19 protein-coding genes are annotated in these 25,218 nt (G+C 46.8%); 12 read left to right on the forward strand and 7 right to left on the reverse strand.

The window, feature by feature from the left end; genetic code table 11:
* The first annotated feature begins 157 nt into the window (after positions 1–157).
* The 5 genes from OC23_RS08065 (at position 158) to OC23_RS08085 (ending at position 3,780) form a co-directional block, all read left to right on the forward strand.
* Complete coding sequence (locus OC23_RS08065; RefSeq protein WP_038344059.1) at positions 158–1,171, forward strand: acyl-CoA dehydrogenase; 1,014 nt, start codon at positions 158–160, stop codon at positions 1,169–1,171.
* Positions 1,159–1,935, forward strand: a complete 777-nt coding sequence (locus OC23_RS08070; protein WP_038344061.1) for a PIG-L deacetylase family protein — start codon at positions 1,159–1,161, stop codon at positions 1,933–1,935. The genes OC23_RS08065 and OC23_RS08070 overlap by 13 nt, the downstream gene beginning before the upstream one ends.
* Positions 1,928–2,527, forward strand: a complete 600-nt coding sequence (locus OC23_RS08075) for a class I SAM-dependent methyltransferase (RefSeq protein ID WP_038344063.1) — start codon at positions 1,928–1,930, stop codon at positions 2,525–2,527. The genes OC23_RS08070 and OC23_RS08075 overlap by 8 nt, the downstream gene beginning before the upstream one ends.
* Positions 2,524–3,168 carry a glycosyltransferase gene (locus OC23_RS08080; RefSeq protein ID WP_038344065.1) on the forward strand — a complete coding sequence of 215 codons (645 nt, stop codon included), beginning with the start codon at positions 2,524–2,526 and terminating at the stop codon, positions 3,166–3,168. The genes OC23_RS08075 and OC23_RS08080 overlap by 4 nt, the downstream gene beginning before the upstream one ends.
* A 141-nt stretch (positions 3,169–3,309) precedes the next feature.
* Positions 3,310–3,780 carry a BLUF domain-containing protein gene (locus OC23_RS08085; protein WP_038344067.1) on the forward strand — a complete coding sequence of 157 codons (471 nt, stop codon included), beginning with the start codon at positions 3,310–3,312 and terminating at the stop codon, positions 3,778–3,780.
* Here OC23_RS08085 and OC23_RS08090 read toward each other — a convergent pair.
* Both OC23_RS08090 and OC23_RS08095 read right to left on the reverse strand, forming a co-directional pair.
* Positions 3,767–4,105 (reverse strand): hypothetical protein, encoded by a 339-nt coding sequence (locus OC23_RS08090; protein WP_038344068.1) that lies wholly within the window; start codon positions 4,103–4,105, stop codon positions 3,767–3,769. The genes OC23_RS08085 and OC23_RS08090 overlap by 14 nt on opposite strands.
* A 547-nt stretch (positions 4,106–4,652) precedes the next feature.
* A complete protein-coding gene (locus tag OC23_RS08095; RefSeq protein WP_038344070.1) occupies positions 4,653–5,288 on the reverse strand; it encodes an SOS response-associated peptidase in 636 nt (211 codons plus the stop codon).
* Positions 5,289–5,793: 505 nt separating this feature from the next.
* On the opposite strand from OC23_RS08095, the gene gltS reads away from it, so the two are divergent.
* The 4 genes from gltS (at position 5,794) to yddG (ending at position 10,606) form a co-directional block, all read left to right on the forward strand.
* Positions 5,794–7,014 carry a sodium/glutamate symporter gene (gene gltS, locus OC23_RS08100; RefSeq protein WP_038344072.1) on the forward strand — a complete coding sequence of 407 codons (1,221 nt, stop codon included), beginning with the start codon at positions 5,794–5,796 and terminating at the stop codon, positions 7,012–7,014.
* A gap of 225 nt (positions 7,015–7,239) precedes the next feature.
* Entirely contained in the window at positions 7,240–8,403 is a 1,164-nt protein-coding gene (locus tag OC23_RS08105; protein ID WP_038344073.1) for a zinc-dependent alcohol dehydrogenase, read from the forward strand.
* 161 nt (positions 8,404–8,564) lie between these two features.
* Positions 8,565–9,365 (forward strand): SDR family NAD(P)-dependent oxidoreductase, encoded by an 801-nt coding sequence (locus tag OC23_RS08110; RefSeq protein WP_038344074.1) that lies wholly within the window; start codon positions 8,565–8,567, stop codon positions 9,363–9,365.
* A 359-nt stretch (positions 9,366–9,724) separates the two neighbouring features.
* On the forward strand, positions 9,725–10,606 hold the full coding sequence (gene yddG, locus OC23_RS08115; RefSeq protein WP_171194774.1) for an aromatic amino acid DMT transporter YddG: 882 nt from the start codon (positions 9,725–9,727) through the stop codon (positions 10,604–10,606).
* A gap of 111 nt (positions 10,607–10,717) precedes the next feature.
* Here yddG and dsdA read toward each other — a convergent pair whose 3' ends face one another.
* Entirely contained in the window at positions 10,718–12,043 is a 1,326-nt protein-coding gene (dsdA, locus tag OC23_RS08120) for a D-serine ammonia-lyase (RefSeq protein ID WP_038344075.1), read from the reverse strand.
* A 197-nt stretch (positions 12,044–12,240) separates the two neighbouring features.
* On the opposite strand from dsdA, the gene OC23_RS08125 reads away from it, so the two are divergent.
* Positions 12,241–12,966, forward strand: coding sequence for a 4'-phosphopantetheinyl transferase family protein (locus OC23_RS08125; RefSeq protein ID WP_038344076.1), 726 nt, complete (start codon positions 12,241–12,243; stop codon positions 12,964–12,966).
* 57 nt (positions 12,967–13,023) lie between these two features.
* On the opposite strand, the gene entS is transcribed toward OC23_RS08125, so the two are convergent.
* The 4 genes from entS to fes are packed head-to-tail and all read right to left on the reverse strand — an operon-like array spanning position 13,024 to position 22,882.
* A complete protein-coding gene (entS, locus tag OC23_RS08130) occupies positions 13,024–14,274 on the reverse strand; it encodes an enterobactin transporter EntS (RefSeq protein WP_038344077.1) in 1,251 nt (416 codons plus the stop codon).
* Positions 14,264–21,427 (reverse strand): non-ribosomal peptide synthetase, encoded by a 7,164-nt coding sequence (locus OC23_RS08135; protein WP_038344078.1) that lies wholly within the window; start codon positions 21,425–21,427, stop codon positions 14,264–14,266. The genes entS and OC23_RS08135 overlap by 11 nt, the downstream gene beginning before the upstream one ends.
* 13 nt (positions 21,428–21,440) lie before the next feature.
* Positions 21,441–21,656 (reverse strand): MbtH family protein, encoded by a 216-nt coding sequence (locus OC23_RS08140; RefSeq protein WP_038344079.1) that lies wholly within the window; start codon positions 21,654–21,656, stop codon positions 21,441–21,443.
* Between the two features lie 32 nt (positions 21,657–21,688).
* Positions 21,689–22,882, reverse strand: coding sequence for an enterochelin esterase (gene fes / locus OC23_RS08145; protein ID WP_038344080.1), 1,194 nt, complete (start codon positions 22,880–22,882; stop codon positions 21,689–21,691).
* 271 nt (positions 22,883–23,153) lie between these two features.
* Here fes and OC23_RS08150 point away from each other — a divergent pair, with 271 nt between their 5' ends.
* Positions 23,154–23,924, forward strand: a complete 771-nt coding sequence (locus tag OC23_RS08150; RefSeq protein ID WP_038344081.1) for an SDR family oxidoreductase — start codon at positions 23,154–23,156, stop codon at positions 23,922–23,924.
* Between the two features lie 61 nt (positions 23,925–23,985).
* Complete coding sequence (locus OC23_RS08155) at positions 23,986–25,218, forward strand: isochorismate synthase MenF (protein WP_038344082.1); 1,233 nt, start codon at positions 23,986–23,988, stop codon at positions 25,216–25,218.

The raw sequence follows: 25,218 nt of genomic DNA on the forward strand, positions 1-25,218 counted from the left end.
TTCACTTAAAGCCTATATTTAAATGACAATGAAACAAAATGAAATAACTAGATGGCTTCCCGTTTAAATAGTTATCTTTTTATTACAATTTAATGCTTTAACTAAACAAATTTTTTGCATTATTTTTTAAATAAATTGATTTGAATTCATATTTAGAATGAACAGTAAAATATCTATAAAAAACTCAACTTTTGACCTTTTAAATAACTTCGAAAACAAGTCAGCCGAAGAAAAAGCCCGGCATCGCCCGCTTGTGCTGAAACAGTTGGTTCATGCCATAGGCCGGCTCCCAGAACCGGCTTCGGGTCAGACTTATCAGCGCTGGCAGGTCTTTGCCCGTATTGCAGGGGCTGATTTAAGTCTGGCCAAGCTGTTTGAGTCACATTGTGATGCCTTAAGTATTTTGCATGAACTGGGTTATACCACTCTAAACGATAATCAGATCTGGGCCGTCTGGGCTGCAGAGGGTGGGCCAGCACCATTACAGATAGAAAACAATCGCTGCTACGGCATTAAACCGTGGTGTTCAGGAGCTGAATTTATCCAAAAGGCCTTAGTCAGTTTTAAAGATAAACAAGGACAGGCTCAACTCTGTATGGTTGATTTAAACCAACCCTCCATTACGATTGATCTGGAACAATGGCAAGCTGCCGGCATGCAAGGGACACGAACGGCCAGGGTAACTTTTGAAGATACTGCCATCGAGCTGATAGGTGAGCGGAATGCCTATCTGGCCCGGCCGGGATTCTGGCACGGCGCTGCAGGTGTAGCGGCTTGCTGGTATGGTGCAGCAGTGCGTTTAATGGAAGAGCTGCAACACAGCTGTCTTGTCGCTCCAAATTCATTTAAGAAAATGTATCTAGGTGAACTGGCACGCCAGCTTGCGGTGACCAGAGAATACTTCCAATACACGGCAAGGCGTATCGATGCTCAACCCGAACTCAGCCATGAACGGGAAATACGAATATTACGTGCACAGACAGAGCAATGCTGTCTGGCCGTTATGGAAGGTGTCGGAAAAGCACTGGGGGCACGGCCATTTTGTGAACAGGCAACCTTTGCCCAGTTAATGGCAGATTTGCCGGTATTTATCCGGCAAAGCCATGCGGCATTTGATGATGAACAAATTGCTGAACAATGTTTACAGGAGCAAGTAGCATGGGTACTCTAAAGCATCCCTTGGTCGAAGACCGGATCATTGAAGGAACCGGGACGTCCAGAACACAATGGCTCTGTGCATTTGAACAAAAGCCTCTGCCGGCTCTCGACCTTGAACAATTCCGTTCCAGAAGGGTGGTGGTTATAGCGCCACATCCTGATGATGAAATACTGGGGTGTGGCGGCCTGCTGCAACAGTTAAGTACTTTGAATTGTGAACTGGTGATTGTTGCTGTTAGCAATGGTACGCAAAGCCATCCAGAGTCACGCAAATACAGCCCGGAACAGTTAGATCAGATACGACCACAGGAAAGTGTGGCTGCTCTGCATTGTCTGGGGCTTTTTGAACATACCCGGCGTATTGCCCTGAATTTAACTGATGGACAAATCCATCTTCATAGTGAACAGCTCTGGCAAGCCCTGAATGAACATGTTGTAACGGGCGATATCCTGATCTGTAGCTATGCAAAAGATGGTCATCCAGACCATGAAGCTGTAGGAAAAACGGTACAGGCCTTTGCTACACAACATGATCTGACCTGCTGGCATGTAATGATCTGGGCATGGCATTGGGCCAAGCCTGATGATCCACGTATCCCGTGGCAAAAAGCTCAATCTTACCGTTTAACACCATCACAATTAACCAAAAAACGTCAGGCCATTATGCAATTTAAAAGCCAGATAGAGGCGGATGACACTACAGGCAAGGCTGCTGTTTTATCTCCAGCCATCATCGACCGTTTGTTGATGCCATGGGAAGTGTATCTTTATGAATAATGCCGGCCAATATTTTGAAGCTTTATATCACCACAATAATGACCCTTGGGGCTATGACCAGCATTGGTATGAAGCCCGTAAAAGGCAGATTTGTCTGGCTGTGCTGACCCAGCAACATTATCCCAAAGTGCTGGAAATAGGTTGTTCCAATGGCCATCTAAGTGCTTGCCTGGCAAAAATTTCCGGAGAGCTGCTCTGTGTCGATGTTTCTGCACACGCCGTACACTGGGCTTCACAGCGTTTGAAGGACCTGACGCATGTCATCGTTGAACAGCACCAGATCCCCGAATATTTTCCTGAACAGAAATTTGACCTGATTGTCATCAGTGAAGTGGCCTATTACCTCTCATTGAATGAGCTACAATCGCTGATACAGCAGCTCAAAGTCAGCTTGACACCACAAGGTGAAATTCTCTGTTGTCACTGGCGCCATGATATTCAGGATTTTGAACTGAATGCGGCTTTGGTACATCAGCATTTAAAGCAGTCTTTATCTTTGTCTCATTATTTAAGCCTGAATGATCCGGACTTTATCATTGATCTCTGGACAGTAAATCCTTGCTCTCTGGCCAAACAGCAGGGGTTAATATGAAAATAGGCATTGTGATTCCAGCACATAATGAAGAACAGTTCTTAGCGGCCTGTTTGCAATCAATTCGGCAGGCAGTTCAGTATATTGATGATGATCAGGTCGACATTGTCGTGGTTTTAGACAGTTGTACCGATCAGTCCCGTTCAATTGTACAGGCATATCAGGTCAACTGGATCGAATGCAATTATGCCTGTGTCGGCAAGGCAAGAGATCTGGGAATCCGGCATCTGATTCAGCAGGGAGCACGCTGGATTGCCTGTACCGACGCCGATACCATTGTTGAGCCGGACTGGTTACTGCGCCAGATGCAACACCAGCCCACAGATGCAATCTGTGGAATCGTGATGCTGGATGATCTGAGCCAGTTACCTCCGGAAAAACAGCAAAAATATCTGGCACATTATCAGGATAGTATGGATCATCAGCATATCCATGGCGCCAACTTAAGTTTTAGTGCCGATGCTTATCTTCAGGCAGGCGGTTTTGAACCGGTTAGCTGCCATGAGGATGTCTCCCTGATAAAAAAATTTATTACGCAATGCTGCAAAATTACCTGGAGCAATCTGGTTCGGGTGACCACCAGCAGCCGACTGAATGGCCGTGCACCGCAAGGTTTATCGGACTTCTTGAAACAGCTCTAAACAGGATTTGGCAGGAAAAGTGCAAAAGACCATAAAAATTGACCGAAAAATAAAAAATTAAAGTTTTCTCTATTCTGTAAATATATGATAGTTTTAAAAAATTATCTTTGATAATAACTTTCATTATTTGCGGAAATCTTTATGAATATACGACTGTGTTATGCCAGCAACCGCAATGAAAATCGCGATGATTTGCTGCAAGATTTACGCGACATCCTCACCGAAGCCCGTGACTTCAATACCCGGCATTGTATCTATGGCGTGCTGTATTACGCCGATAATGCATTTTTTCAGTGTCTGGAAGGCGAACAGCATATTGTTGAGCATCTATTTGAAAAAATAAAGACAGATGCCCGGCACCTTGATGTGAAGCATTTCAGTACACATTACATTGAGGACTATACCTTTAAGCGCTGGTCAATGAAATATGTACAGCGGAATACCAATATTGAGTCATTCTTTTTGTCTCTGGGCGAAGCTCACTTTAACCCGCTTTGTCTGGATGAACCCCGTCTGAAAGCTTTTTTGGAAGCGCTTTTACTTGCAGAACAGAGCACACTTCCGCTTGCCAGAAAAGTTGGTATGGTAAATCGTGGTGTTAATCCGTTCTAAGCTGTTTGGTCCCGGGTTTGAGATTGACACTTTTAAGTCTGGGCCATACTTTAGTCATTAACAGATACACAGAAACGGAGGTAATAAACATCAGGATTACTTCCAGACTCTGGCTAATAATCAGCATGGCACAATAAAAAAAGCTAAACAGCGCAAGGCATAGTTCAGTCCCCTTGAAGTACCATGTAATAAATAGCCCAAACAAGGTTGAAGAGAGTAACAGGTTGACTGTTTCATTAAAGCCCAGATAATTAAAAAATATAATCAACAGGCACAAAACTAAAATCGATAGTAAAAAGACAAAGATATTTTTTGCAATAAACATATTCTATTTCCTATCCTGAAGTTAATTTAAAAATCTTTCCTCTGTAAAATACAGAGGAAAGAGGGTACATATTGATAAGTTATTTGAGATTCTTTTCCATTATTCAGAATGGTTATATTAATAAAGAAGCCTTTTTTATTTTACGGGATCTCTTCATTAATATTCAGCTTTCTATTGAATAGTAAAGAGCGCTTATATGTACCGAAGCAATTATTAAAAAAATCAAACAGTTGAAGAATAGGTTTTTGGCTTACACGTTTGTAAGAGATTGCCTACAAACGTGTGTTTTTTAACCAAAAGTTACAATTCAGAATAAAAATAATTTATTAAAAAACAGCACATTAAACAATTAAGACAAATATTGTTAATTTACATTCTTAACAAAACGCAACATGCGATTTAGCCAAATAAAAAAATAATCATGAGACACATTTAAATAAAGCAGCAGTGATGATTATCTCGAATTGCGATGCATTTTTAGTGTTTGAATCTGATACAAAGAAAAAATGGCAAAAGCATCAGTTTTTTCCAAGAGGCATTCATAGATTCAGGGAAAGAAATGATCGTTTTTAGATTTTGGTGCGGCAGTAAATTCATCTGGCGAAAATTCAAGGATGAGTTCGGTTGCCTGGCTATGGTCTGCATTCAACCAGTCCAGACGATGACCTTCAGAAATGATCACAACCGATCTTTTTTCATGTTCAGGCGCATGAAACTGATTCATCAACGGATGGGTATCGGCATTGATGGTAAGCATGCTCATGGAAAGAATTTCTTGCCCATCCATACTTGCATATTCATAAATTGCTGCAATGGTAAAAGGCTTTTTGTCCTGTCGATAGATGCCATACCAATGCGCTTGCCCATCAATATATTTAGGCTCAAAGATCACGTCGACCGGTATCAGGGCAAATTGGTTTTTGCTCCAGGCATGTTTAAAACTGTTTTTCTCCGCTACCGTTTCAGAGCGTGCATTATAGGTATGACGGGCGGCCTTCAGGTTATCTGTCCAGAAAGGAATGAGCCCAAAGCGGGCAGCACGCCATTCTATTTTTTGTTCTGGCGAGATCAGGATTGGACTTATATCGCCAGGATAAAGCTCTGCCTTATACTCAAATGTCGGCTCGAACAAATCCAGTAAATGAGCCCGGCCAGCATGGATCGGTTGATAATTTGCACACATACCTTCGCCTCAGGTTGATCAACAAACACGCTTTTAGTGTTGATCAAAGTCACGTTCGTTATGACAGCGTTTTTGTATGTGGATTGCATCCATTGCAATTGAGCATGATATACAGTACGGATCATATTAGGCTACAAATACAAAAATAATTTAAAATTAGAGCATTAAGTGCTTAGAGGCTTTAGATTCTAAGCCCATCTCCCAATACCACCACGTTTTATCAATGATTGATGTTTCAGGATTGATCTTGGGCGCCCACCAAATAAATTGATGCTTGCAAAAGCACCGGCTTTAGCGCCAGATTATTTAAGATCCGATACATGATTGGAGGGGTGCAATATTAAATGATTGTATTGATACTGGTTTTTTAATTCTAAAATGCCAGACAATTACCAAGCGTAACAAACAAACCGGTTGAATTGTTTTACCATCGCGGGTTTTATCTTCAAAAGAAGGTCTCCTTTCATCAACGACATCCGTCAGCGTTTTTTTGATTTGGTAAACAATGAATTTTGATATCGACATTTTTGGTACGATTGTAGTTGCAGTCTTTGTACTTTTTATTGGTTATTTCCTGGTTAACAAGGTGAGCTTGTTAAAACGCTACAATATGCCTGAGCCGGTCATTGGCGGACTTGTAGCTGCGATTGTGACTTATTTTTTATTCACGAAATTCGATATTACCGTGAACTTCAATACAGATATCCAGCGCAGTTTTATGCTGGTGTTCTTTACTTCTGTAGGCTTGAGTGCCAGTCTGTCAAAGCTGAAAGAGGGAGGCAAGACCCTTGTTGTTTTCATGTTCTGTGTCGTTACCTTCGTGATATTACAAAATGCTCTGGGAATCAGCCTGGCAACAGCTTTAGGACTTGACCCACTGATTGGCCTGATCACAGGTTCGGTAACGCTGACCGGTGGTCACGGCACAGCAAGCGCCTGGGGGAGCATATTTGAAAATGAATACGGCATTCAGGGCGCTGTGGTATTAGGCATGGCCAGTGCCACTTTTGGTCTGGTTATTGGGGGCATGATGGGAGGGCCCGTTGCCAAGTTCCTGATTCGTCGTTATCAGCTGGCTGAAGAAATTGCCCCAACCCAGCAACGCACTGAAGCGCCACCTGCCAATGAAACGGCGCCATTTGAATATCCGGAAAAAACCCGCCTGATTACAGCGGACGATGCTGTAAAGACGCTGGGGATGTTTGCACTGTGTATTTTCTTTGCCAACTTCATGACTGACTTTGCCAAAGGACACTGGTTTGAACTGCCAACCTTTGTCTGGGCTTTGGGCTGCGGTGTGTTCTTACGTAACACGCTGGAATATGTTTTTAACATCAAGCTATTTGATCGTTGTATTGACGTATTTGGTAATGGTTCTTTAGCTTTATTCCTGTCAATGGCGCTCATGTCTTTACAGCTCTGGCAGCTTGCCGGTCTTGCTGGACCGTTACTGATCATTCTGATCGCGCAAACCCTGTTTCTGGCCCTCTACCTGTTTTTTGTTACCTTTAAAATTATGGGCAAAAACTACGATGCCGCAGTACTGTGTGCCGGGCAATGTGGGGTCAACCTTGGTGCAACTCCAACGGCGATTGCCAATATTCAGGCCGTCACCAATACCTATGGCCCTTCGCATAAAGCCTTCCTGATCATTCCGCTTACCGGGGCATTTTTTGTCGATATTATTAATGCTCTGGTAATCCAGACCATTATTAACTTCTTTTAAAATCCGTTCAAAATGCCAGTTTTATCAACTGGCATTTTTTATACAGGTTACTCCCTGAAATATTCAAACAACGCCCGATTTTCCCGATTTTTTTATAAATAGTTACACGGACGAAAACACCTTCTGCATCTTTACATGGCTTACGTGAGCGCTAACAAACATTGCACACCGTAAAGAAGCGTTGCCCATAATCAAAATGACATATTGACAATTAAAGGAATAAACATGCGTGCGCTTACTTATCACGGTGCTGAAGATGTTCGTGTCGAAACGGTAGCAGATCCTGTTATACAGGAGACAGATGATATTATTCTACGGGTGACGGCAACAGCCATTTGTGGTTCAGACCTGCATCTTTACCGGGGCAAAATTCCTCAGACCGAGCCGGGAGATATTTTCGGACATGAGTTTATGGGTATTGTTGAAGAGACAGGCCCGGCGGTTACCCAGGTTAAAAAGGGTGATCGGGTCATCGTTCCTTTTGTGATTGCATGCGGGCAATGTTTCTTTTGCCAGCTAAATCTGACCGCGGCCTGCGAAACTACCAATACCGGCCGGGGAGCGATTGTCAATAAAAAACAGATTCCTCCTGGCGCTGCACTCTTTGGATATAGTCATCTTTATGGTGGTATTCCGGGTGGACAGGCAGAATATGTACGTGTACCCAAGGCCAATAAAGGCCCCTTTAAAGTACCCGGTTCACTGTCCGATGAGAAAGTGCTTTTTCTTACCGATATTTTGCCAACAGCATGGCAGGCCGTTACCAATGCAAAAGTCAGTAAGGGTTCTACTCTGGCAATATATGGAGCAGGACCGGTGGGTTTGCTGAGCGCAGCGTGTGCCAAAATGCTGGGGGCAGAAAAAATCTTTATTGTTGACCATAATCAATACCGGCTGAAATATGCAGCAGAGGCCTATGGTGCCATTCCTGTCGATTTTGAAGCAGTCGATGCTGCTGAATATATCATCCAGAATACCGATCATCATCGTGGTGTCGACGCAGTCATTGATGCGATCGGGTTTGAAGCCAAGGGCAGTGTCATTGAAACACTACTGACCAACCTTAAACTGGAAGGCTCAAGCGGTGTGGCACTACGTCAATGTATTGCTGCGGTGCGCCGCGGTGGCATCGTCAGTGTTCCGGGGCTATATGCGGGCCCCATTCATGGCTTCCTGTTTGGAGATGCTTTTGATAAAGGCCTTAGCTTTAAAATGGGACAAACCCATGTACACCGGTTTTTGCCAGAATTGCTGGCACTGATTGAAGACGGGAAATTGGCTCCGGAGGCCATTATTACGCATCGGATGAAACTGGAAGATGCTGCCGAGGCTTACCGTATTTTCGATCGCAGGGAACAGGAATGCCGCAAAGTCATACTTAGCCCTTAAGTCTTCTGAAACAGGGAACCTCTCCAGTAGGTGAGAGGTTTTTTGATTCTCCGGGGCCAGATTGATCGTAAAATACACCATCAGGACAGATTGCATATAACTCAAAAAATGTACAATAAATAAATGATATATACACACTGATCGGGACAGGGGATTCTCCCATGTTAGTCAAAAATAAAAATGCTGTCATTTTTGGTGGAAGCGGTGCGGTTGGTCATGCGATTGCACACGCCCTGTCGCGGGAAGGTGCCAATGTATATCTCGGTGCACGGCACCCGCACAAACTGGATCAGGTCGCGGCTGAAATCTGCCCGGCAGAGGGGCAGCAGGTTAAAACCTTTCTTGTCGATGTGCTGGATGAGCAAGCAACAACTCTGGCCATGTCAGCAATGGCTGAACATCTGGCTAATATCGATATCGTTATCAATGCCACCAGCTTTATGCATAATCAGGGCAAGCAACTTTCACAACTCACCCTGCATGAATTTATGCAGGGCATTACACCTTTTCTGGCAGCCCAGTTTAATATTGCCAAAGCAGTTGCGCCCTATATGGGCATCCAGCATACCGGTGCCATGATCAGTATGGTTGCGCCCTCAGGCGCCATGGCAATCCCAGGTCATCTGGGCCATATTGCCGGATGTGCAGGTAGCGAAGCGTTTATCAAAGCGCTGGCGAGTGAACTGGGTCCAAGGAATATCCGGGTGCTGGGCATCCGTTCCCATGCCATTGCAGATGCGGTACAAGCCGGTTCTTATACCCGTGAGTTATTTAGCTTGAAAGCACAGGCCATGGGACTGACCCTGAACGAATGGCTCAATGGCGCCGCGCAAGGCACCATGTTAAAACAGTTGCCGACACTTGCCCAAATTGCTGAAATAGCAACATTCCTGAGCTCAGACCATGCCAATGCCATGACAGGAACCATTATCAATGTTACGGCAGGGGCTACAATCAGTTGATTCCGGCACGACCTTAGCCCAGTTCATCTTTGCACCGGCATCCAGCAAACCTGGTTCCTTGACTGGAAACTTTTCAGCTTTAGTTATTTTTTATATTCAAAATAACGGCTGATGTATAAAAACAAAAAGGTTCAGACCCGTCCGTTACACGCTGTGTGGTATCGATATTGAGCTTAATCCTGTAAAAAATGCAGCAGGCATGGTAAAAGGTAAAACCCGGCTGACCCGGAGTGCTCCAATGTGAACGGCCTCCTGACTGGCGGGCCTGTTTGAATGTGCAAGGATATGAAATAGCTGAATGAAGAATGCAGCGCTATTCTTCAATTAAGGCATCAACTGAAAAAGTAATGAAGATGATAATAAGCAAGAGCAAGGCCACCGGTATTGGTCTAATCGCGGTTCTGTTATGGAGCTCGATTGTAGGGCTGATTCGTAGTGTCAGTGAAAGTCTCGGCGCAACGGGCGGGGCTGCCATGATCTATAGCCTTGCGTCAGTATTCTTGTTTTTGAGTATTGGATTTCCCCGGCTGCGTGAGTTTCCACGCAACTACCTGATCTGGGGGAGCTTGCTGTTTGTTTCCTATGAACTTTGTCTTGCCTTGTCGATTGGCTATGCCCACACCGGTCAGCAGGCCATTGAAGTCGGCATGGTGAACTATCTATGGCCGGCACTGACCATGGTGTGCGCCATTCTGTTTAATCAGCAAAAATCCGGTTTACTGATTATTCCCGGTTTTATCCTTGCCCTGGCCGGCATTTGCTGGGTACTTGGGGGAGAGCAAGGCATTGATCTGGCCAGTATGGCCACCAATATACAGGATAATCCTTTAAGCTATGCGCTGGCCCTGACCGGTACGTTGATCTGGGCTGCCTATTGCACGGTAACGGCCAGAATAGCCAACGGCAAGAACGGGGTGACGCTATTTTTTATCCTGACTGCGACGGCCTTATGGGTCAAATATGTGCTTATGGGCGCCGACCCGATGCATTTTGATCTACATGCGCTGATTTACCTTGTACTTGCTGCCGCAGCAATGGGCTTTGGCTATGCCGCATGGAATGTCGGCATCCTGCATGGTCATGTCACCATACTGGCCGGCGCATCGTACTTTATTCCGGTATTATCAGCAGCACTTGCAGCCCTGGTTCTACAGACCTCTCTTGCAATTTCTTTCTGGCAAGGGGCCGCCATGGTCTGTATCGGTTCGGTGCTGTGCTGGATAGCAACACGCCAGCAATAAGCCGGGTTCATCTCAGACACCATGCAGCAAAACCGTCATAGCCATAAAACCACCGACCAGATGAAACAGTATCGTCGATGCGGTACGGTTTGACTGCACAAATCGGGGGGACTAGGCTTTTGCCAGATACTGCTGCATCTCTGCTGCCGGAACCATCCCGCCACCGGTTCCCCATACAATATGGTTGGCGTGCTGTAATTGCTGTGGCGTAAATTGATGTAGACCCTTATAGTCTGGATATTTACTGACCAAGACCGGCCCCAGCATCCCCGCAAGGGCAGAAGGCTCAAGTTTCAGGTGTTCAGTCTGGTTGAGCATGCCCAGCAAGCTATACATGGTCTGGTCATCCAGTGTATAAAAGCCATCCAGTAACCGCTGCATGGCACGGCCAACAAAACCCGAAGCACGACCGACTGCAAGGCCATCAGCCGCCGTAATATTGTCAATCCCGATATCCTGAACCGAAATTTCATCATGTAAACCGGTTGCAACCCCCAGTAACATACATGGGGAATGGGTCGGTTCGGCAAAAATACAATGCACATGATCCCCCAATGCCATTTTCAGGCCAAATGCCACTCCGCCGGGCCCGCCACCTACACCACAAGGCAAATAAACAAATAGGGGATGTTGCTGATCCACTTTTATCTGGTGCTGTTCTAACTGTTTCCTGAGACGTTCACCAGCTACGGCATAACCCAGAAACAGGGTTCTGGAGTTTTCATCGTCAATAAAAAAACAATTACATTTCTTTAATGCCGCTTTCCGGCCTTGCTGTACCGCAATGCCGTAGTCTTGCGCATATTCGATGACCGTTACACCATGCGCCCGTAATGTGTCTTTTTTCCATTGCCTTGCATCGGCCGACATGTGAACGGTCACATCAAAGCCGAGTTTTGCACTCATGATGCCAATAGAAAGCCCAAGATTACCTGTAGAACCGACAGCAATGCTGTATTGACTAAAAAACTGTCTAAATTCCGGACTATCCAGTTTGGTATAGTCATCATCGAGACTGAGCAGATTGGCCTGTAACGCCAGCTGTTCGGCGCGATAAAGCACTTCGTAAATGCCACCACGAGCCTTGATTGAGCCGGAAACAGGCAAATGGCTATCTTTTTTCAGCCATAATTTGCCGGCAATATTCTGGTTAAAATAGGCTTCAAGAGACTGCTGCATTGCAGGAATGGCAATCAGTTCCGATTCGATTATGCCATTGCTCGCAACTGTTTCCGGAAAGACAGCCATCAGATAAGGCGCAAAACGTTGTAACCGGTCACGCGCCTCATCAATATCGGCCTGCGTCAACCCGACATAGGGTAAACCCTGCTCGAGTGTTGTTAATGCCGGGTTAAACCAGATTGTCTCTTTCAGTTCAATCAGGTCTTTCACAACCGGAGAGTGCGCAACAAGGTCTTGAATCTGTTTCGAATCCATTCTGTTTCTCATAAAAATTTAAATGATGCGTGATAGCGTGTACAAAGAATAGTATTGGCGGATGCTTATCTGCGTCAAATCAGGTTTTCAGCTCGCAAAGTCATATTGATACGCGAAAACCATAAGAGCTTGAAACGAATGATAATCATTCTCCTGTTTATGTATAATAGGCGAGGTTAGAACCGACATAAAACCAGATGACCCATTTTTTAGACATTCCGCCTACACTCGCCTCGGCCTGTCTGGCTCATGCAACGGTCATGCCGTTCACTCCAGGCGCCCAATGCTATCGCGCTGATATCGCCACAATTACTCATATCCGGCAGGCCTATATACTTGGGCAGCCAGATTATCTGGCGCATGCCAGTGCAAAGCGCCTGAATGAGTTTTTTGCAGGACGTATCCTTGCACAGGGCATCATGCAACAGCATTTTGCTTGCCCAATCCATTTAACGTCGATGCAAAGCAAGCTTCCTCAATGGCCAAAGGGGCTGATCGGCAGTATTAGTCATTCAAATGAACAGGTGATTGTCGCAATTTCATCTCGGTCTGAATATTTAGGTATAGATATAGAACGTATTGTTGAGTCCCGTTTTGCAGAGGAAAGTGCAGCACTGATTTTGACGCCATCTGAACAAAGGTTATGGCAAGCCGAAATCTGGCAATATTTAAATTTCCGTGAATACCTGACCGTTATTTTTTCTTTAAAGGAGAGTCTCTACAAAGCCGTTTATCCGGTTGCCCGTAATTATATTGATTTTTTAGAAGCGACAATGGTTGAGATCAATATGCAGCATCAAAAAGCGGTTTTGAAGTTTGATCAAACGATCAGGCAACGTTATGGATTAAAACCTGAATATGCAGGGCATTGGCAATTTAATCATGACAATGTCATTACATTCATCACACAAAGCAATGAATAGTTTAGCTTGCCAGTACAGATAGACAGCAATTTTGCCATCTATCTGCATGAAAAAACTCTAACTTTGTTGTAGATCAGGGTCATTAAAACTTGCGTCCCTGATTTTTTCAGCACTCATCAAGAAGCCCAGCCCAAGTGCAAAGCTCAGGCCACTGAAGATAAAAATACTGCTTGAGATAGGCAAGAAGCGTGTCAGGGCACCCAGAATTGTGGTGGCAACCGAGTCGGAGGAAGCATCCTGAGCCAGCCAGATGGCATTGATCCGGCCTAAATATTCATCTGGTGTATGACCTTGTACAATACTGTATTGCAACAGGTTGGCGATGGCAGACAGATAACCGAACACGCTTAAGATCACCAACGTCAACAGTAGCCACGGCGATAGCCCAATCAGGAACATACAGGCAAAAACTGCAAGACTGGCGTAAATCATGACTGTACCCGGTCGGGTTAAACTGGCAGTCCAGCCACTCAGGAGCGCACCCAAGGTTGCGCCTAAGGGCACCGCAGAGTACATCAGCCCCAGTTCAAATGCACCTCCGGCAAACTGCTGATCAACGATCTGCGGGAAAAGGATACGGATGGCACTGGTGAAGCCTAGAATAGTACCAATCAGAATGGTGCTACCCACCACTTTATTCTGGAATACAAACTTAAAGCCCTGTAATAATTGCTGGAGCGGATGCTCATCTTCACTTTCAGTTTGAGGCTTTAACACAGGCAAGCCAAGCAAGAGCAAGACCGTAAACAAAGTTCCCGCTGTTGCAATCCAATAGGCCCAAGCCACACTGCTTGCAGCAATCAGCACTCCTCCAATGGCCGGCGAAATAACCGTGGCCAGACGTACCGCAACCATACTGATAGCACGTGCCTGTACAATATTTTCGCGACCGACAATGATGGGCATGATCGCCATCATTGCCGTGACACCCAGTGCACCGAAAAAGCCATCCCAGGCGCTTAAAAAATACAGGACATAAAGTGAAGGTGTATCGAGCATGGCATTTACCGCCAGGCCCATAAACCCTAGACCACAAACAAAACGGGCCAGTAAAATCAGCTTTTTGCGATCATAACGGTCTGACAGCACACCACCCAGCAGCAACCCGATAAACATGGCAATGCCTTCAAAGGCGGTAACAATGGCAACCTGAAACACATCCTGCGTCATTTGGTAGACTTGCTGGGGAATCGCAACAATCAGCATGCCAATGGTCAGTAGCGAGACCGTCCGGGCAATAAAGACATTGCGAAAATGCCTATTCATGTTAAGCAGACTAAAGTCAGTCAAGACGTTTTTAAGCTTCATGCGCTGCATCCTTTAATTGATAGACCTGGCTGAGATAGTCATTTAATAATGGTCCCAATGTGGTGAGCTGTTCAGGCGAGAGCAGGTTTTCATGGCTGGCTTTTGCTAACCGGATAATTTCCAGCTCATCCACAAACGGCTGCCAGTGTTGTTGTGGCCGGATATAGTCAGGCAGTGATTGCTCCGCCACAAAAACATGGATTTTGCCGGCATAAGCGGTAGTTTTATGCTGGCTCAACAGGCGCACGGCATCGCGGTAGTTTGCAAAAATATAGTCCTGCAAACTGTCTTTTTCTTCGTTGAGTACCTCATCGGCACCATCCAGTACCTGATTAAAGAACTGAACCTGTTCCTGTTCTGCTTCTTCGGTTACCGCGGCCGCATTTTGCATATCCCAGTCATGAATTTCCGCAGGATAGGTATCAAGCAAGCCGACAAAGGCAACCTCATGTCCCAGACGCTGCAAACGATCTGCCAGACCATAGGCGATGGTTCCGCCCAGCGAATAGCCCAGGAATGTAAAAGGGCCTTCCGGCTGTATGTTAAGCACCTGCTGTAATTGATGCTCAATCAGCTCATCCATATTCTGGCTATGAACCAGCGCGCCATTCGGACGCGGCGATTGCAAGCCGATCAGGCTGATATCGGGATGTAAATAACGGTTGAGCACGCTATATTGCCAAGCCAGACCAGAACCCGGATAAATACAGAAGACAGGTTTAGTTTTTGCCTCACGAATTATGAACGTGGTATCAAAACCAGCTTCATCTCTGGTCTGATCCATCAGCTGGTGTAATCGTACCTGCTCGGCCAGTTTCTCAATATTGGCGCCTGTCATGATCTGATTTACAGCCAGACTCCGGTCAAAGGTCTTTTTAATTTCAATTGCCAGTTTCATGGCAAGAATCGAATGTCCACCCAGCGCAAAAAAATCTTCCTCGACGTGAATGCGGCGCGTCAAGCCCAGAATATGCTGGAAAATCTGTTCCAGTTTTAGTTCGGTCTCACTGCAAGCAAGTCGCTGCTGTGCATTGCTGTCAATTTGTGGACGAGGCAATGCTTTACGGTCCAGTTTACCGTTATGGCTTAAAGGGAAACACTCAAGCGCAACGAAATGATCTGGAATCATATAAGCAGGCAAGTGTCTGACTAAACGCTTCTTCAAGCTGCCGGCATCAAAAGGTAGTGTGGTCTTGAGATAGGCCACCAGTTGCACATCGGCTGCATTGTGACCGCCCTGAACGGGCACAGGCTGAACAACGACTTCATCCACCTGACTGACCAGACGTAGTTGCTGCTCGATTTCACCCAGTTCAATCCGTTGTCCACGGATTTTGAGCTGGTCATCGGCACGCCCTATATACTGAATGCTGCCATCCTGATTGTAACGGGCAATATCCCCGGTACGATACATACGTTGCCCCAAGCTGAACGGATTTGCCACAAAACGGGTTGTGGTCAGGTCTGCGCGTTGCCAGTAGCCCATCGCCAGTTGCTCACCAGCCAGATACAGTTCGCCTTCAGCACCGACAGGTAAAGGACGTAAATACTGATCCAGAATATAAAGCTGGGTATTCCACACCGGATAGCCAATCGCAATGCTGTTTTCAGGCGCTAGCTGAACCTGTTTTGCTTCCATATAACTCACATCCACGGCAGCTTCGGTTGGGCCATACAGATTATGTAATTCAGCATTGAAATGTTGGTTAAAGGCCTGTGCCAGCGTCGTCGGCAGGGCTTCACCGCTACAGAACACGCGTTTTAATGGCAGCGCCGTGCGCTGTTGATCATTTAACAACGTGGTTGCAGCCTCATCAAATACCGTCAGCATGGAAGGTACAAAATGCAGGGTGGTGATGTTGTGCTGCCGGATCAGATCCAGCAGGGCCATCGGATCACGATGGGCATCTACTGGCGCCATTACCAGACGTGCACCGACCAGATAAGACCAGAAAAACTCCCATACAGAAACGTCAAAACTACATGGCGTTTTTTGCAGGATGCTGTCATTGCGATCTAATGGATACTGCTGTTGCATCCATAAAATACGATTGACGATGGCTTGATGCGACACCATCACGCCTTTGGGCTGACCGGTGGTGCCAGAAGTATAGATCATATACGCAGGGTGCTGCGGACTGACCAAAGTAATCTTATAATGGGTCAAGGCCGTATCGGTGACCTCAAACAAGCTTTCAAAATTCAACCTTGGCGTATCAATCCCGTTCAATAGATCTGTTGCAGTAATGGTCAGGCGTGGCTGGGCATCCTGCAACATATACGTGATACGGTCTGCCGGATGCTGGATATCAATTGGCAAGTAGGCTGCTCCTGCTTCAATGACAGCCAGTATTGCAATACTCAACCTGACCGAACGTGGCAAGGCGATCGCAACCAGATCACCTGCCTGTACACCAGACTGTTGTAACCGTTGCGCCAGTGTACAGACTTGCAGCCGGACTTGGGCAAAGCTTAACTGATGGGTCTCATCTACCAGTGCCGTGCTATCCAGATGGCGTAATGCCTGCGTACGCAATAATTGCTGTAATGTGGTCGGGGCAAGCGCATGTGTGGTTTGATTGAGCTGCTCAATCCATTGCTGTTCAACCGGCAACTGCAACGGGTAGTGCTGTAGTGCCATTTCAGGTTGTTGCAGGGCGGTGCGAATTAATTGTTCAATACGTTGCAGAAATCTGTCGGGCTGGGCGATGACACCACGTTGTTCCAGTAATAACTCAATTTCCTGATCAGGAATCACCAGCAAGGCCAGCGGATAGTGACTATAGCCACGGTTGGTCAGCTTTTCAATTTTGGCAGTCCCTAAGCGTTGCTGCTGATAGTGATGGTCCGGATAGTTCTCAACCACCAAAAGGCTGTCAAATAAACTGCCTTGACCCAACTGCTGCTGTATTTCATTGAGTCCCAAACCATCATGTTCCAGATGACGAATATGCAGTTGTTGCAGATCATGCAAATGCTGCCACACGTTCTGCTGCATCTGTAGCTGGACCCGCACAGGAATGGTGTTCAGGAATAGGCCAATTTGCTGCTCAATGCCGTTTACCGGTGCAGAACGTCCGGCAACAGGGGTACCAAACAGGATGTCTTCACGGTGGGCATGGCTTTGCAGGCACATTGCCCAGATCATTTGCATAAACACGTTTAAGGTAATGCCGGTTTGACGCAGTTTATGCTGAAGCGCTGCACTCAATTTGGCATCCAGGCGATGCCGGGTTTCCTGGACGGGCTGCTTTTTGGCATGTTCAAATAACACCATTGCCTGAACATCACCCAGATCCTGCTGCCAGACCTGTCTGGACTTACCATGATCTTGTTGTACCAGCTGCAAAATCACATCGGCATAAGTATGTCTGTTCACCGGCAGGCTTTGTTCTGGCTGTTGATAGGCCTGAATGAAATCCTGCATAAACAGTGGAGTAGACCAGCCATCTGTCAATAAATGATGCACCATCAAAATCAGTTCAGACTGTTGAGATGAGCTCTGGATCAGCACAGCACGAATCAGTCCATAGGGCTGCTGCAACTGCATCGGCTGCTTGAGCACATCGGCAACGCATTTTTCCAGTGCTTCCGGACTGCTGCTATAGACATCTACAGGCCAGATGCGGGCCGGATTAGGCGTATAAACAAAGATTGGCTCATTATGCAGGGTACTATCAAAACAACCCGCCAGTTGCGGATGTTTTCTCAATACACGGGTCAATGCCTGCTGTAACTGGACCAGATCAATTTCGCCAGAAAGACTCAGGCGGGTAAAGGCATTGTAGCCGGCCTGCTGCTGTTCGAGCTGTGCATGGAACAGCATGCCTTTATGGAGCGGCAATAACGGTAAAACAAAGGCATCTGCGCCATATTGCAACTGCACCTTGTCAATGACCGCATCAGCGAAAACCGACTGCATGGTGTAATCAATATCTTGTGGAGCAAGCACGTCCAGTTGAGTGGCCATTGCGGCAATGGTTTTGAGCTGGAATACATCACTTGGCTTTAAAGCATAGCCCTGCTGGCGCAACTGGGTACATAACATAATGGCAGAAATACTGTCGCCACCTGTCATGAAGAAATCGTCGTCAATGCCGATCTGCTCCAGCTTTAATACCGACGCTGCAATCTGGCACAGCAACTGCTGTGCTGGTGTCTGGGCTGCACGGCTTTGGGTGCGGATTTGCGGTCGTGGCAGCGCTTTTTTATCGACCTTGCCACTGACATTGCGCGGGAATTCCTGCATCACGGTCAGGGCTGAAGGTACCATATAATCGGGCAGGTTCTGGCGCAGCAAGGCAAGGTAGTGCTGACTGAGTTGCTCGCTTTTTGCTTCGTCCAGCTGGAGCTCTTTCACCACACAATAGCCCAAAAGACGATGACTGTTATTGATCGGTTCTGCAATCACCACCACACTTTCGATGTTGGGCAGCACGGACAGGGCATTTTCGACCTCACCAATTTCAACACGATAGCCACGAATCTTGATCTGGTCGTCACAGCGCCCCATAAACTCAAGCTTGCCCGCCATGTTCCAGCGTACCAGATCACCAGTCCGGTACATCCGCTGCCCGTGTTCAAATGGATTGGCAATAAAACGGGTTGAACTTAAATCAGCACGGCCCAGATAGCCATTGGCAATACCGAAACCCGAAATATATAACTCGCCAATCACGCCAATCGGACAACGTTGCAGGTTCCGGTCCAGTACATAGGCCTGAGTGTTGCCAATCGGGTTCGCAATTACAGGTCGCTCTGTCTGCTTTAACTCTGCACGGAAGGTATCTACAGTATATTCGGTTGGCCCATACAGGTTGTGTGCAAACAAATCCGGCTGTGCATTTAACTGTTGCCATAGGGCCAGTGGTGCAGCTTCACCTCCAATTAAAATCAGGCTTGGATGATGCTTGCCATCTTCAAACAGGCCATTGCTGATCATCTGGGCACAAAATGATGGTGGCAGGTCCAGTGTATCAATTTGACGGTGCTGGATTTCCTGTACCAGTCCATAGGCATCACGGCGCATATTTTCATCAAAAATATGCAGCTCTTGCCCCCAGAGGAGCCAGAATACCTGTAACCACGAAGAATCAAACGAGAACGAGTGGGTATGGGCGGCTCTGAGCGGCCGGTCAGGGAAACGCTGTTGTACCGCCTCCAGCACAGGAGAGTAAATGGTATGTTGATGAACCAGAATGAGGTTGAGCAAGGAACCGTGGGTATTCATTACCCCTTTAGGCCGTCCTGTACTGCCCGAAGTGAAGATGACATAGGCCACATCCTGAAAATCGAAGCGGCGCTGCGCTGCCGGAATATCTGCGGCATCCTGCGCGTGAATTTGTGCCCGAATAGCCTCATCATCCAGATGAATTTGTGGCAAAGCTGGTGGCAACTGTCTGGCGAGCGCCTGTGTGGTTAATACAAACAGGGGATTGGCATCCTCACACATCATTTGCATGCGCTCGACCGGATAGTCCAGATCCAGTGGCAAGAAACTTGCGCCCGAATTGAGTACCGACAGCATCATCACCACAGATTCTGCCGAACGCGGAATTGCACCTGCAATTACGCTATTTTTTCTGGCGCCTTGGGCCTGCAAGAAGCGGGTAAACTGGTTGATCTGTGCCTTTAATTCGGCAAAGGTCAGCTGGTACAACGATTCACGTTCACCGCTCAGGATCGCAATCCGCTCCGGATATATGCTGGCCTGTTCATAAAAAATATCCAGCACGTTGTTATAACGCTCTGGATGCGCGACCCGTGGCCCTGTGCCAGCCTGGGCAAGAACATGCTGTTCGGGTATGGTGGTGATGCCAAATGACGCACAGCTTTGCTCAGGTTGTGCCAGTCCCTGTTCCAGCAATAAAGTCAACCGCTGGCTATGCATGAACAGTTCATCCTGGGTGTAGCGGGCTGCATCTGCCCGTAGCTCAATAATCAGTTCCTGATTTTGCACGATAAATGAAAATTCAAAATCATCAATCGGCCCGGTAGAAATATGATGGGTCTTCACAGCCTGACCATCAATCACCAGATCCTGATCAAACGCTTTATAGTTCAGGATAGGACCATAAATACGTTCATGGGCATCAATCGAGTTTAGGTCACGCAAAATCTGCTCTGCATCATATTTTTGATGCGGGCGAATGTGTGCTAACTGCGCCTGAACATGCTGTGCCAGATCAATCCAGCTATGCTGCGGATTGACCGTGAACTTGACGGGCAACACATTGACCGTAGGTAACAGGGCGCGAATGGCCTTGGAACCCAGACGGCGCATGAAGGGAACCCCCATGACCAGCTCGGCCTTGTCGGTCATTTTATACAGATAATGTAAAGCCAGCGCCATCATCATGTCAGGCAAGGCCAGTTTGGCCGCCGCAGCCAGTGCCTGAATTTGTGCAAGGATTCCCGGTGAAAAGTGCAACTGGTGCTTGATAAAGCGGGCGGTGGTTTTTGCTGCCAGATGATGGGTACTCAAGGTGACAGGTGAAGCCAGGTCTTGGCAATAGGCTTTCCAGAACGCCTGATCCTGCTGGAACTGTGGACTGGCTTCATAGGCCTGTCTTTCTGCAATGACCTCTTTGACGCTAATGAAAGGTGAGGCCTTGAGCTGGTCATGTTGAAGCTGCTGGTAAAGCTCAACAATGCGCCGGGTCAGGTTAATAATACTAAAACCATCCAGCATGATGTGATGATAGCGTTGATACCAGTACACTTTATCGTGGCAGATAAACAGTACCTGACGATAAAGATGGCGCTCATTGTTTTTTAATGACTTGGCATATTGGCGATCGGTCGGCATCCAGTCCCACAAACGTTTTTGGGCCTGCTCAGGTGGAAGATGACAAAAATCAAATTCTTCAATCGGTATTTCAACCTGATCTTCAAGCTGTAAAAACGGCTGTGCAGGATTACAGGAATACTGCGCTGTGACCGTATCGGCTTCACGCAAGCCAAGCTGGATGGCCTGTTTGAAAGTTGCGATATCCAGCGTTTTAGGCAATTCCAGACAATGGGCAATGGTGTAGAGGTCTTCAATGGCACTTAAATGATCTGCAAGGAAAATTCCCTGTTGGGTGGACAGCAGGTTCAGGCGCACGGGTTGTGCCGGTTCCTGAATAAATTCATTTTGTAAGGCTTGGTTCATGCGGGTTACTCCATTAAGCCACTTGGAATGGATGAATTGATTTCCAGTGCTGCTCGACATAGCCAATACATTCAGCACGGGTGGCCGGCCCGAATTGCACCTCCCAGCCTGCGGGTAAGGCATGAAACTCAGGCCACAAGCTGTATTCACCTTTTATGTTTTTAAGTACAAAGAAGGACAGGTTTTCGTTATCAAATGGATTGATATAATTTTCTTGTAAAGTGCTCATCATGATTTTTCCTTTGAAGATTCAAGGTTTTTTTAAGAAATTAAGCTTTGCAGCGTGTTGACCAGATCATCTTTCCAGTTGACTGCGTCATGTCCACCTGCGAAGGTGTGAATTTGGGTAAAGGGGAATGAGCGGAACCTGGCGTAAAGCGATTGACTGTCTTCACGCATATCGGTTTCATAAGCACCAGTGCTTATAAAGATCCGGGTCGTATCGGGAACCGGTTGCAGATAGTGTTCAACCAGCTCTAAAAAGCGTTGTGACTGTCCTTTTAAAACCTCACTGTTTGCATAGTCAGACCACCAGTAAGAACCGGATTGCAAAATCAGGCCCCCAAATGCAGCGGGATAAAGCAAAAGGGTATGCAGGGCACATAAAGCACCCAGACTTTGGCCACCTAAAAAGACCGGGGCAGAGGTAGACAAAGAAAGGTTTTGCCGGATATACGGAATCAGCTCCTCAACAATGGCCTGTGAAAACAGGTCACGACAACCGTAGTCGAGACAACGCTGCTGACTGTCGATACTGTGCAGGAAGACATAATTTGCTGCCGGCATCTGCCCCTGATCGGTACGAGACCGGAGCTCTTGTAAAATCGGCAAATCCCGGCTCCAGACCTGTCCATCCAGCAAAATCACCAGTGGACTGTCTGCTGTCTGCGGCGCTGCCGCATAGAAGTCAACCGGATAGGTCATTGCCAGACGCTGGCTATGCCATTGCAGCGTCTGATATTGAGGGCGATCAGCGGCCGGCTGTGAAACCTGTGGCTGTCCCAGATGCAATTGATTGACCCAACGCGAAACTTGCGCAGGATAGGGCGGATAAGAATTGAACTGGTCTACTTGAGCATAATGCTGAAGCTGCCTGATCCACCATTGCCGGCGAAGTTGTGGTTCTGGCGTTTCAGGCACACGCTCAGGGGTCGTCACCAATACATAACTGCCTGACCAGTTGAGGGGCAGGCTTATTTCAAAAAAGCAAATATCTGTATGTTCAATCTGCTGGAATGCATTCCATTGCTGATAAATGGAAGCGCTCTGTGAATAGACATCAATATAGGTCGACTCAGTCTCTGACTGACGACGCCATAAAAACGTACAGTGCAACTGCTGCTGGTCTTCAATAACCAGAGGGGTACCGATGTGTTTTACTACATTCCACCAGATGTCAGAACCTATGTTTTTTTGTTGGAATATTGGATGAATTGGAAAGTCATTTGGCTTCATCTTAAGTCCATAAATCGACTAGAAAGCGGGCCAACAATAATAGAATGATTCTCATTTGTAAATGCAAATAATTATCATTATATTCAATAAAAAAACACCCTATTTTCTCTTCATGAGAAAAAACAACGATTTAGATTAAATAAGTGTTTTAAAAAACAGCACTTTTTTGCGATTTGATAAAAATTAGAAAAAACCAACCTTGATTGTAATGATAATTATTTGCAATTATGTTCGGCGATCAAAAAACTGGTCGCAAATTTGGAGTATTCATATGAGCTCTACCGTCATTGTAACGGGAGCAGCCAGAGGCATTGGCGCAGCGATTTCATCACAATTGTTGCAGCAAGGCTTTACCGTCATTGGCCTTGATCAGCAAGCACATCCCGAACACTGGGAAATTATCCAGAACCTGACAGCCGGACTTGCTTCCCGATGGAAAGGTATTCAGCTGGACATTACCAATGAAACCGAGACAAAAAAGGAAATTGAAGACATTCTGGCACAGTATGACGTTACCGGACTGGTCAATGCCGCAGGGCTTTTAATCATGACCCCATTGCTGGATGCAAAACATGAGGACTGGCAACGCACCCTGGCCGTAAACCTGCTGGCACCGATCGCCATCAGCCAGCAGGTGGCTCAATATTTATGTGCCAAAAAACGGGGAAGTATTGTCACGGTCAGTTCCAACAGTGCACGTATGCCACGTATGCAACTGGGGATGTACGCCACCAGTAAAGCCGCCTTAAGTCATTATTGCCGCAATCTGGCACTGGAAACGGCACAACATCATGTCCGCGTCAATATTGTATCACCCGGTTCAACCCTGACCCAGATGCAAAAACAGTTATGGACAACGGATCAGCCGCCTGAGGCTGTGCTGAAAGGTGATCTGTCCCAATACCGGACCGGGATTCCGCTTCAAAAGCTGGCCGAACCTGAAGATATCGCCAATATGGTTGTATTTCTACTTTCAGAGCAGGCTGCACAAATTACCATGCAGGAAATTGTCGTTGACGGCGGCGCCACGCTAGGCGTGTAAAAACATTCATTCTTAACACTTTAAAACTTAAAAATAAGATGTCGTAAAAGGAGTATAGTCCATGTCTATACAGCATCCCTATTTTACTCAAAAAGAAAACTATACCGAAAGCCGGGTGGCATTTGCCCATGAAGTCTTGCAATGTGATCACGAGGCGGGGTTCTACTTTACAACACCAGATTATGTCCTGAAAAGCCAGCATAAATTGCAGGATATCGAGGTTGCACCAGACAGCCATTTATCCGACTGGCTCAAACAGGCACGTACTCAGCTGAATCAGGCAATCCAACAAGGCCATCCGCAAGCCCGGATTCTTGGCGGTATTCCATTTTCCAACGCACAGGATGTGCATCTCATGCTTATGGATGAAGTAAAACGCTATCAAAAGCTACTTTACACCTCACAGCAGCCGGAAATAGCACACAGCCGTATAGAACAGGCCCGTTTTATTCCATCCGGTAAGCAATATCAGGCTCAGGTCGCTGCACTGGTGCAGAACATGCAGCACGGCGAACTAAATAAAGCCGTGCTGGCGCGAATACTGGAACTGCATCTGTCCGATGAAATTGATGTGTCCCGGTTATTTTATCATTTAAGCAAGGATAATCCGGAAGGTTATAACTATGCCGTAGCCCGCAACGCAGCACATGAAGGCTGGTTTGTAGGTGCAAGTCCGGAACTTCTGGTCGCCAAACAGGATACACGGGTCTGGAGCAAACCTGTTGCCGGCACCTTGGCACGCGATGCCGATCCAGTTCAGGACCAGCACAATGCCCGTCAATTACAGGCTTCGGCAAAAGATCAACACGAACATGCGGTCGTAATCGAGATGATCGCAGATCAATTGAGTCCTTTCTGCAAAAAACTACATATTCCAAAACAGCCGTCACTGATCAGAACCCGGCGCTTATGGCATCTGGCCACCCGGATTGAGGGTGAACTGAAAAACAAAGACATTCACGTTTTTGATCTGGTTGAAAAGCTGCATCCAACACCTGCAATCTGTGGCCAGCCTACAGCCATCGCAAAAGACCTGATTGAGCAACTGGAGCCTTTTAACCGGGAACTGTTTGCCGGAACCATGGGCTGGGCTGATGCACAAGGCAATGGCGAATGGTCGGTCACGGTTCGCTGTGCACGTATCCGGCATCATATCGCCCGCCTGTTTGCAGGTGCAGGCATTGTTGCTGCATCTGATCCGGGCGCCGAACATGCTGAGACCGCAGCAAAATTCAGAACCGTACTGGATGGTTTCGGGTTTTCTCCCGCACAGCTTACGGAGCAGGTAAAATAA

The sequence above is a fragment of the Acinetobacter sp. A47 genome (assembly GCF_000805455.1).
Taxonomy (GTDB): domain Bacteria; phylum Pseudomonadota; class Gammaproteobacteria; order Pseudomonadales; family Moraxellaceae; genus Acinetobacter.

Excerpts from the sequence above, each read along its gene's own strand:
- OC23_RS08065 (WP_038344059.1), top strand. The coding sequence starts at position 158 with ATGAACAGTAAAATATCTATAAAAAACTCAACTTTTGACCTTTTAAAT.
- entS (WP_038344077.1), bottom strand. The coding sequence starts at position 14,274 with ATGAAGCTTAAAAACGTCTTGACTGACTTTAGTCTGCTTAACATGAAT.
- OC23_RS08080 (WP_038344065.1), top strand. The coding sequence starts at position 2,524 with ATGAAAATAGGCATTGTGATTCCAGCACATAATGAAGAACAGTTCTTA.
- OC23_RS08125 (WP_038344076.1), top strand. The coding sequence starts at position 12,241 with ATGACCCATTTTTTAGACATTCCGCCTACACTCGCCTCGGCCTGTCTG.
- OC23_RS08095 (WP_038344070.1), bottom strand. The coding sequence starts at position 5,288 with ATGTGTGCAAATTATCAACCGATCCATGCTGGCCGGGCTCATTTACTG.
- OC23_RS08155 (WP_038344082.1), top strand. The coding sequence starts at position 23,986 with ATGTCTATACAGCATCCCTATTTTACTCAAAAAGAAAACTATACCGAA.
- OC23_RS08135 (WP_038344078.1), bottom strand. The coding sequence starts at position 21,427 with ATGAACCAAGCCTTACAAAATGAATTTATTCAGGAACCGGCACAACCC.
- fes (WP_038344080.1), bottom strand. The coding sequence starts at position 22,882 with ATGAAGCCAAATGACTTTCCAATTCATCCAATATTCCAACAAAAAAAC.
- gltS (WP_038344072.1), top strand. The coding sequence starts at position 5,794 with ATGAATTTTGATATCGACATTTTTGGTACGATTGTAGTTGCAGTCTTT.
- OC23_RS08085 (WP_038344067.1), top strand. The coding sequence starts at position 3,310 with ATGAATATACGACTGTGTTATGCCAGCAACCGCAATGAAAATCGCGAT.
- OC23_RS08090 (WP_038344068.1), bottom strand. The coding sequence starts at position 4,105 with ATGTTTATTGCAAAAAATATCTTTGTCTTTTTACTATCGATTTTAGTT.
- OC23_RS08105 (WP_038344073.1), top strand. The coding sequence starts at position 7,240 with ATGCGTGCGCTTACTTATCACGGTGCTGAAGATGTTCGTGTCGAAACG.
- OC23_RS08140 (WP_038344079.1), bottom strand. The coding sequence starts at position 21,656 with ATGAGCACTTTACAAGAAAATTATATCAATCCATTTGATAACGAAAAC.
- OC23_RS08110 (WP_038344074.1), top strand. The coding sequence starts at position 8,565 with ATGTTAGTCAAAAATAAAAATGCTGTCATTTTTGGTGGAAGCGGTGCG.
- OC23_RS08150 (WP_038344081.1), top strand. The coding sequence starts at position 23,154 with ATGAGCTCTACCGTCATTGTAACGGGAGCAGCCAGAGGCATTGGCGCA.
- OC23_RS08070 (WP_038344061.1), top strand. The coding sequence starts at position 1,159 with ATGGGTACTCTAAAGCATCCCTTGGTCGAAGACCGGATCATTGAAGGA.
- OC23_RS08075 (WP_038344063.1), top strand. The coding sequence starts at position 1,928 with ATGAATAATGCCGGCCAATATTTTGAAGCTTTATATCACCACAATAAT.
- dsdA (WP_038344075.1), bottom strand. The coding sequence starts at position 12,043 with ATGGATTCGAAACAGATTCAAGACCTTGTTGCGCACTCTCCGGTTGTG.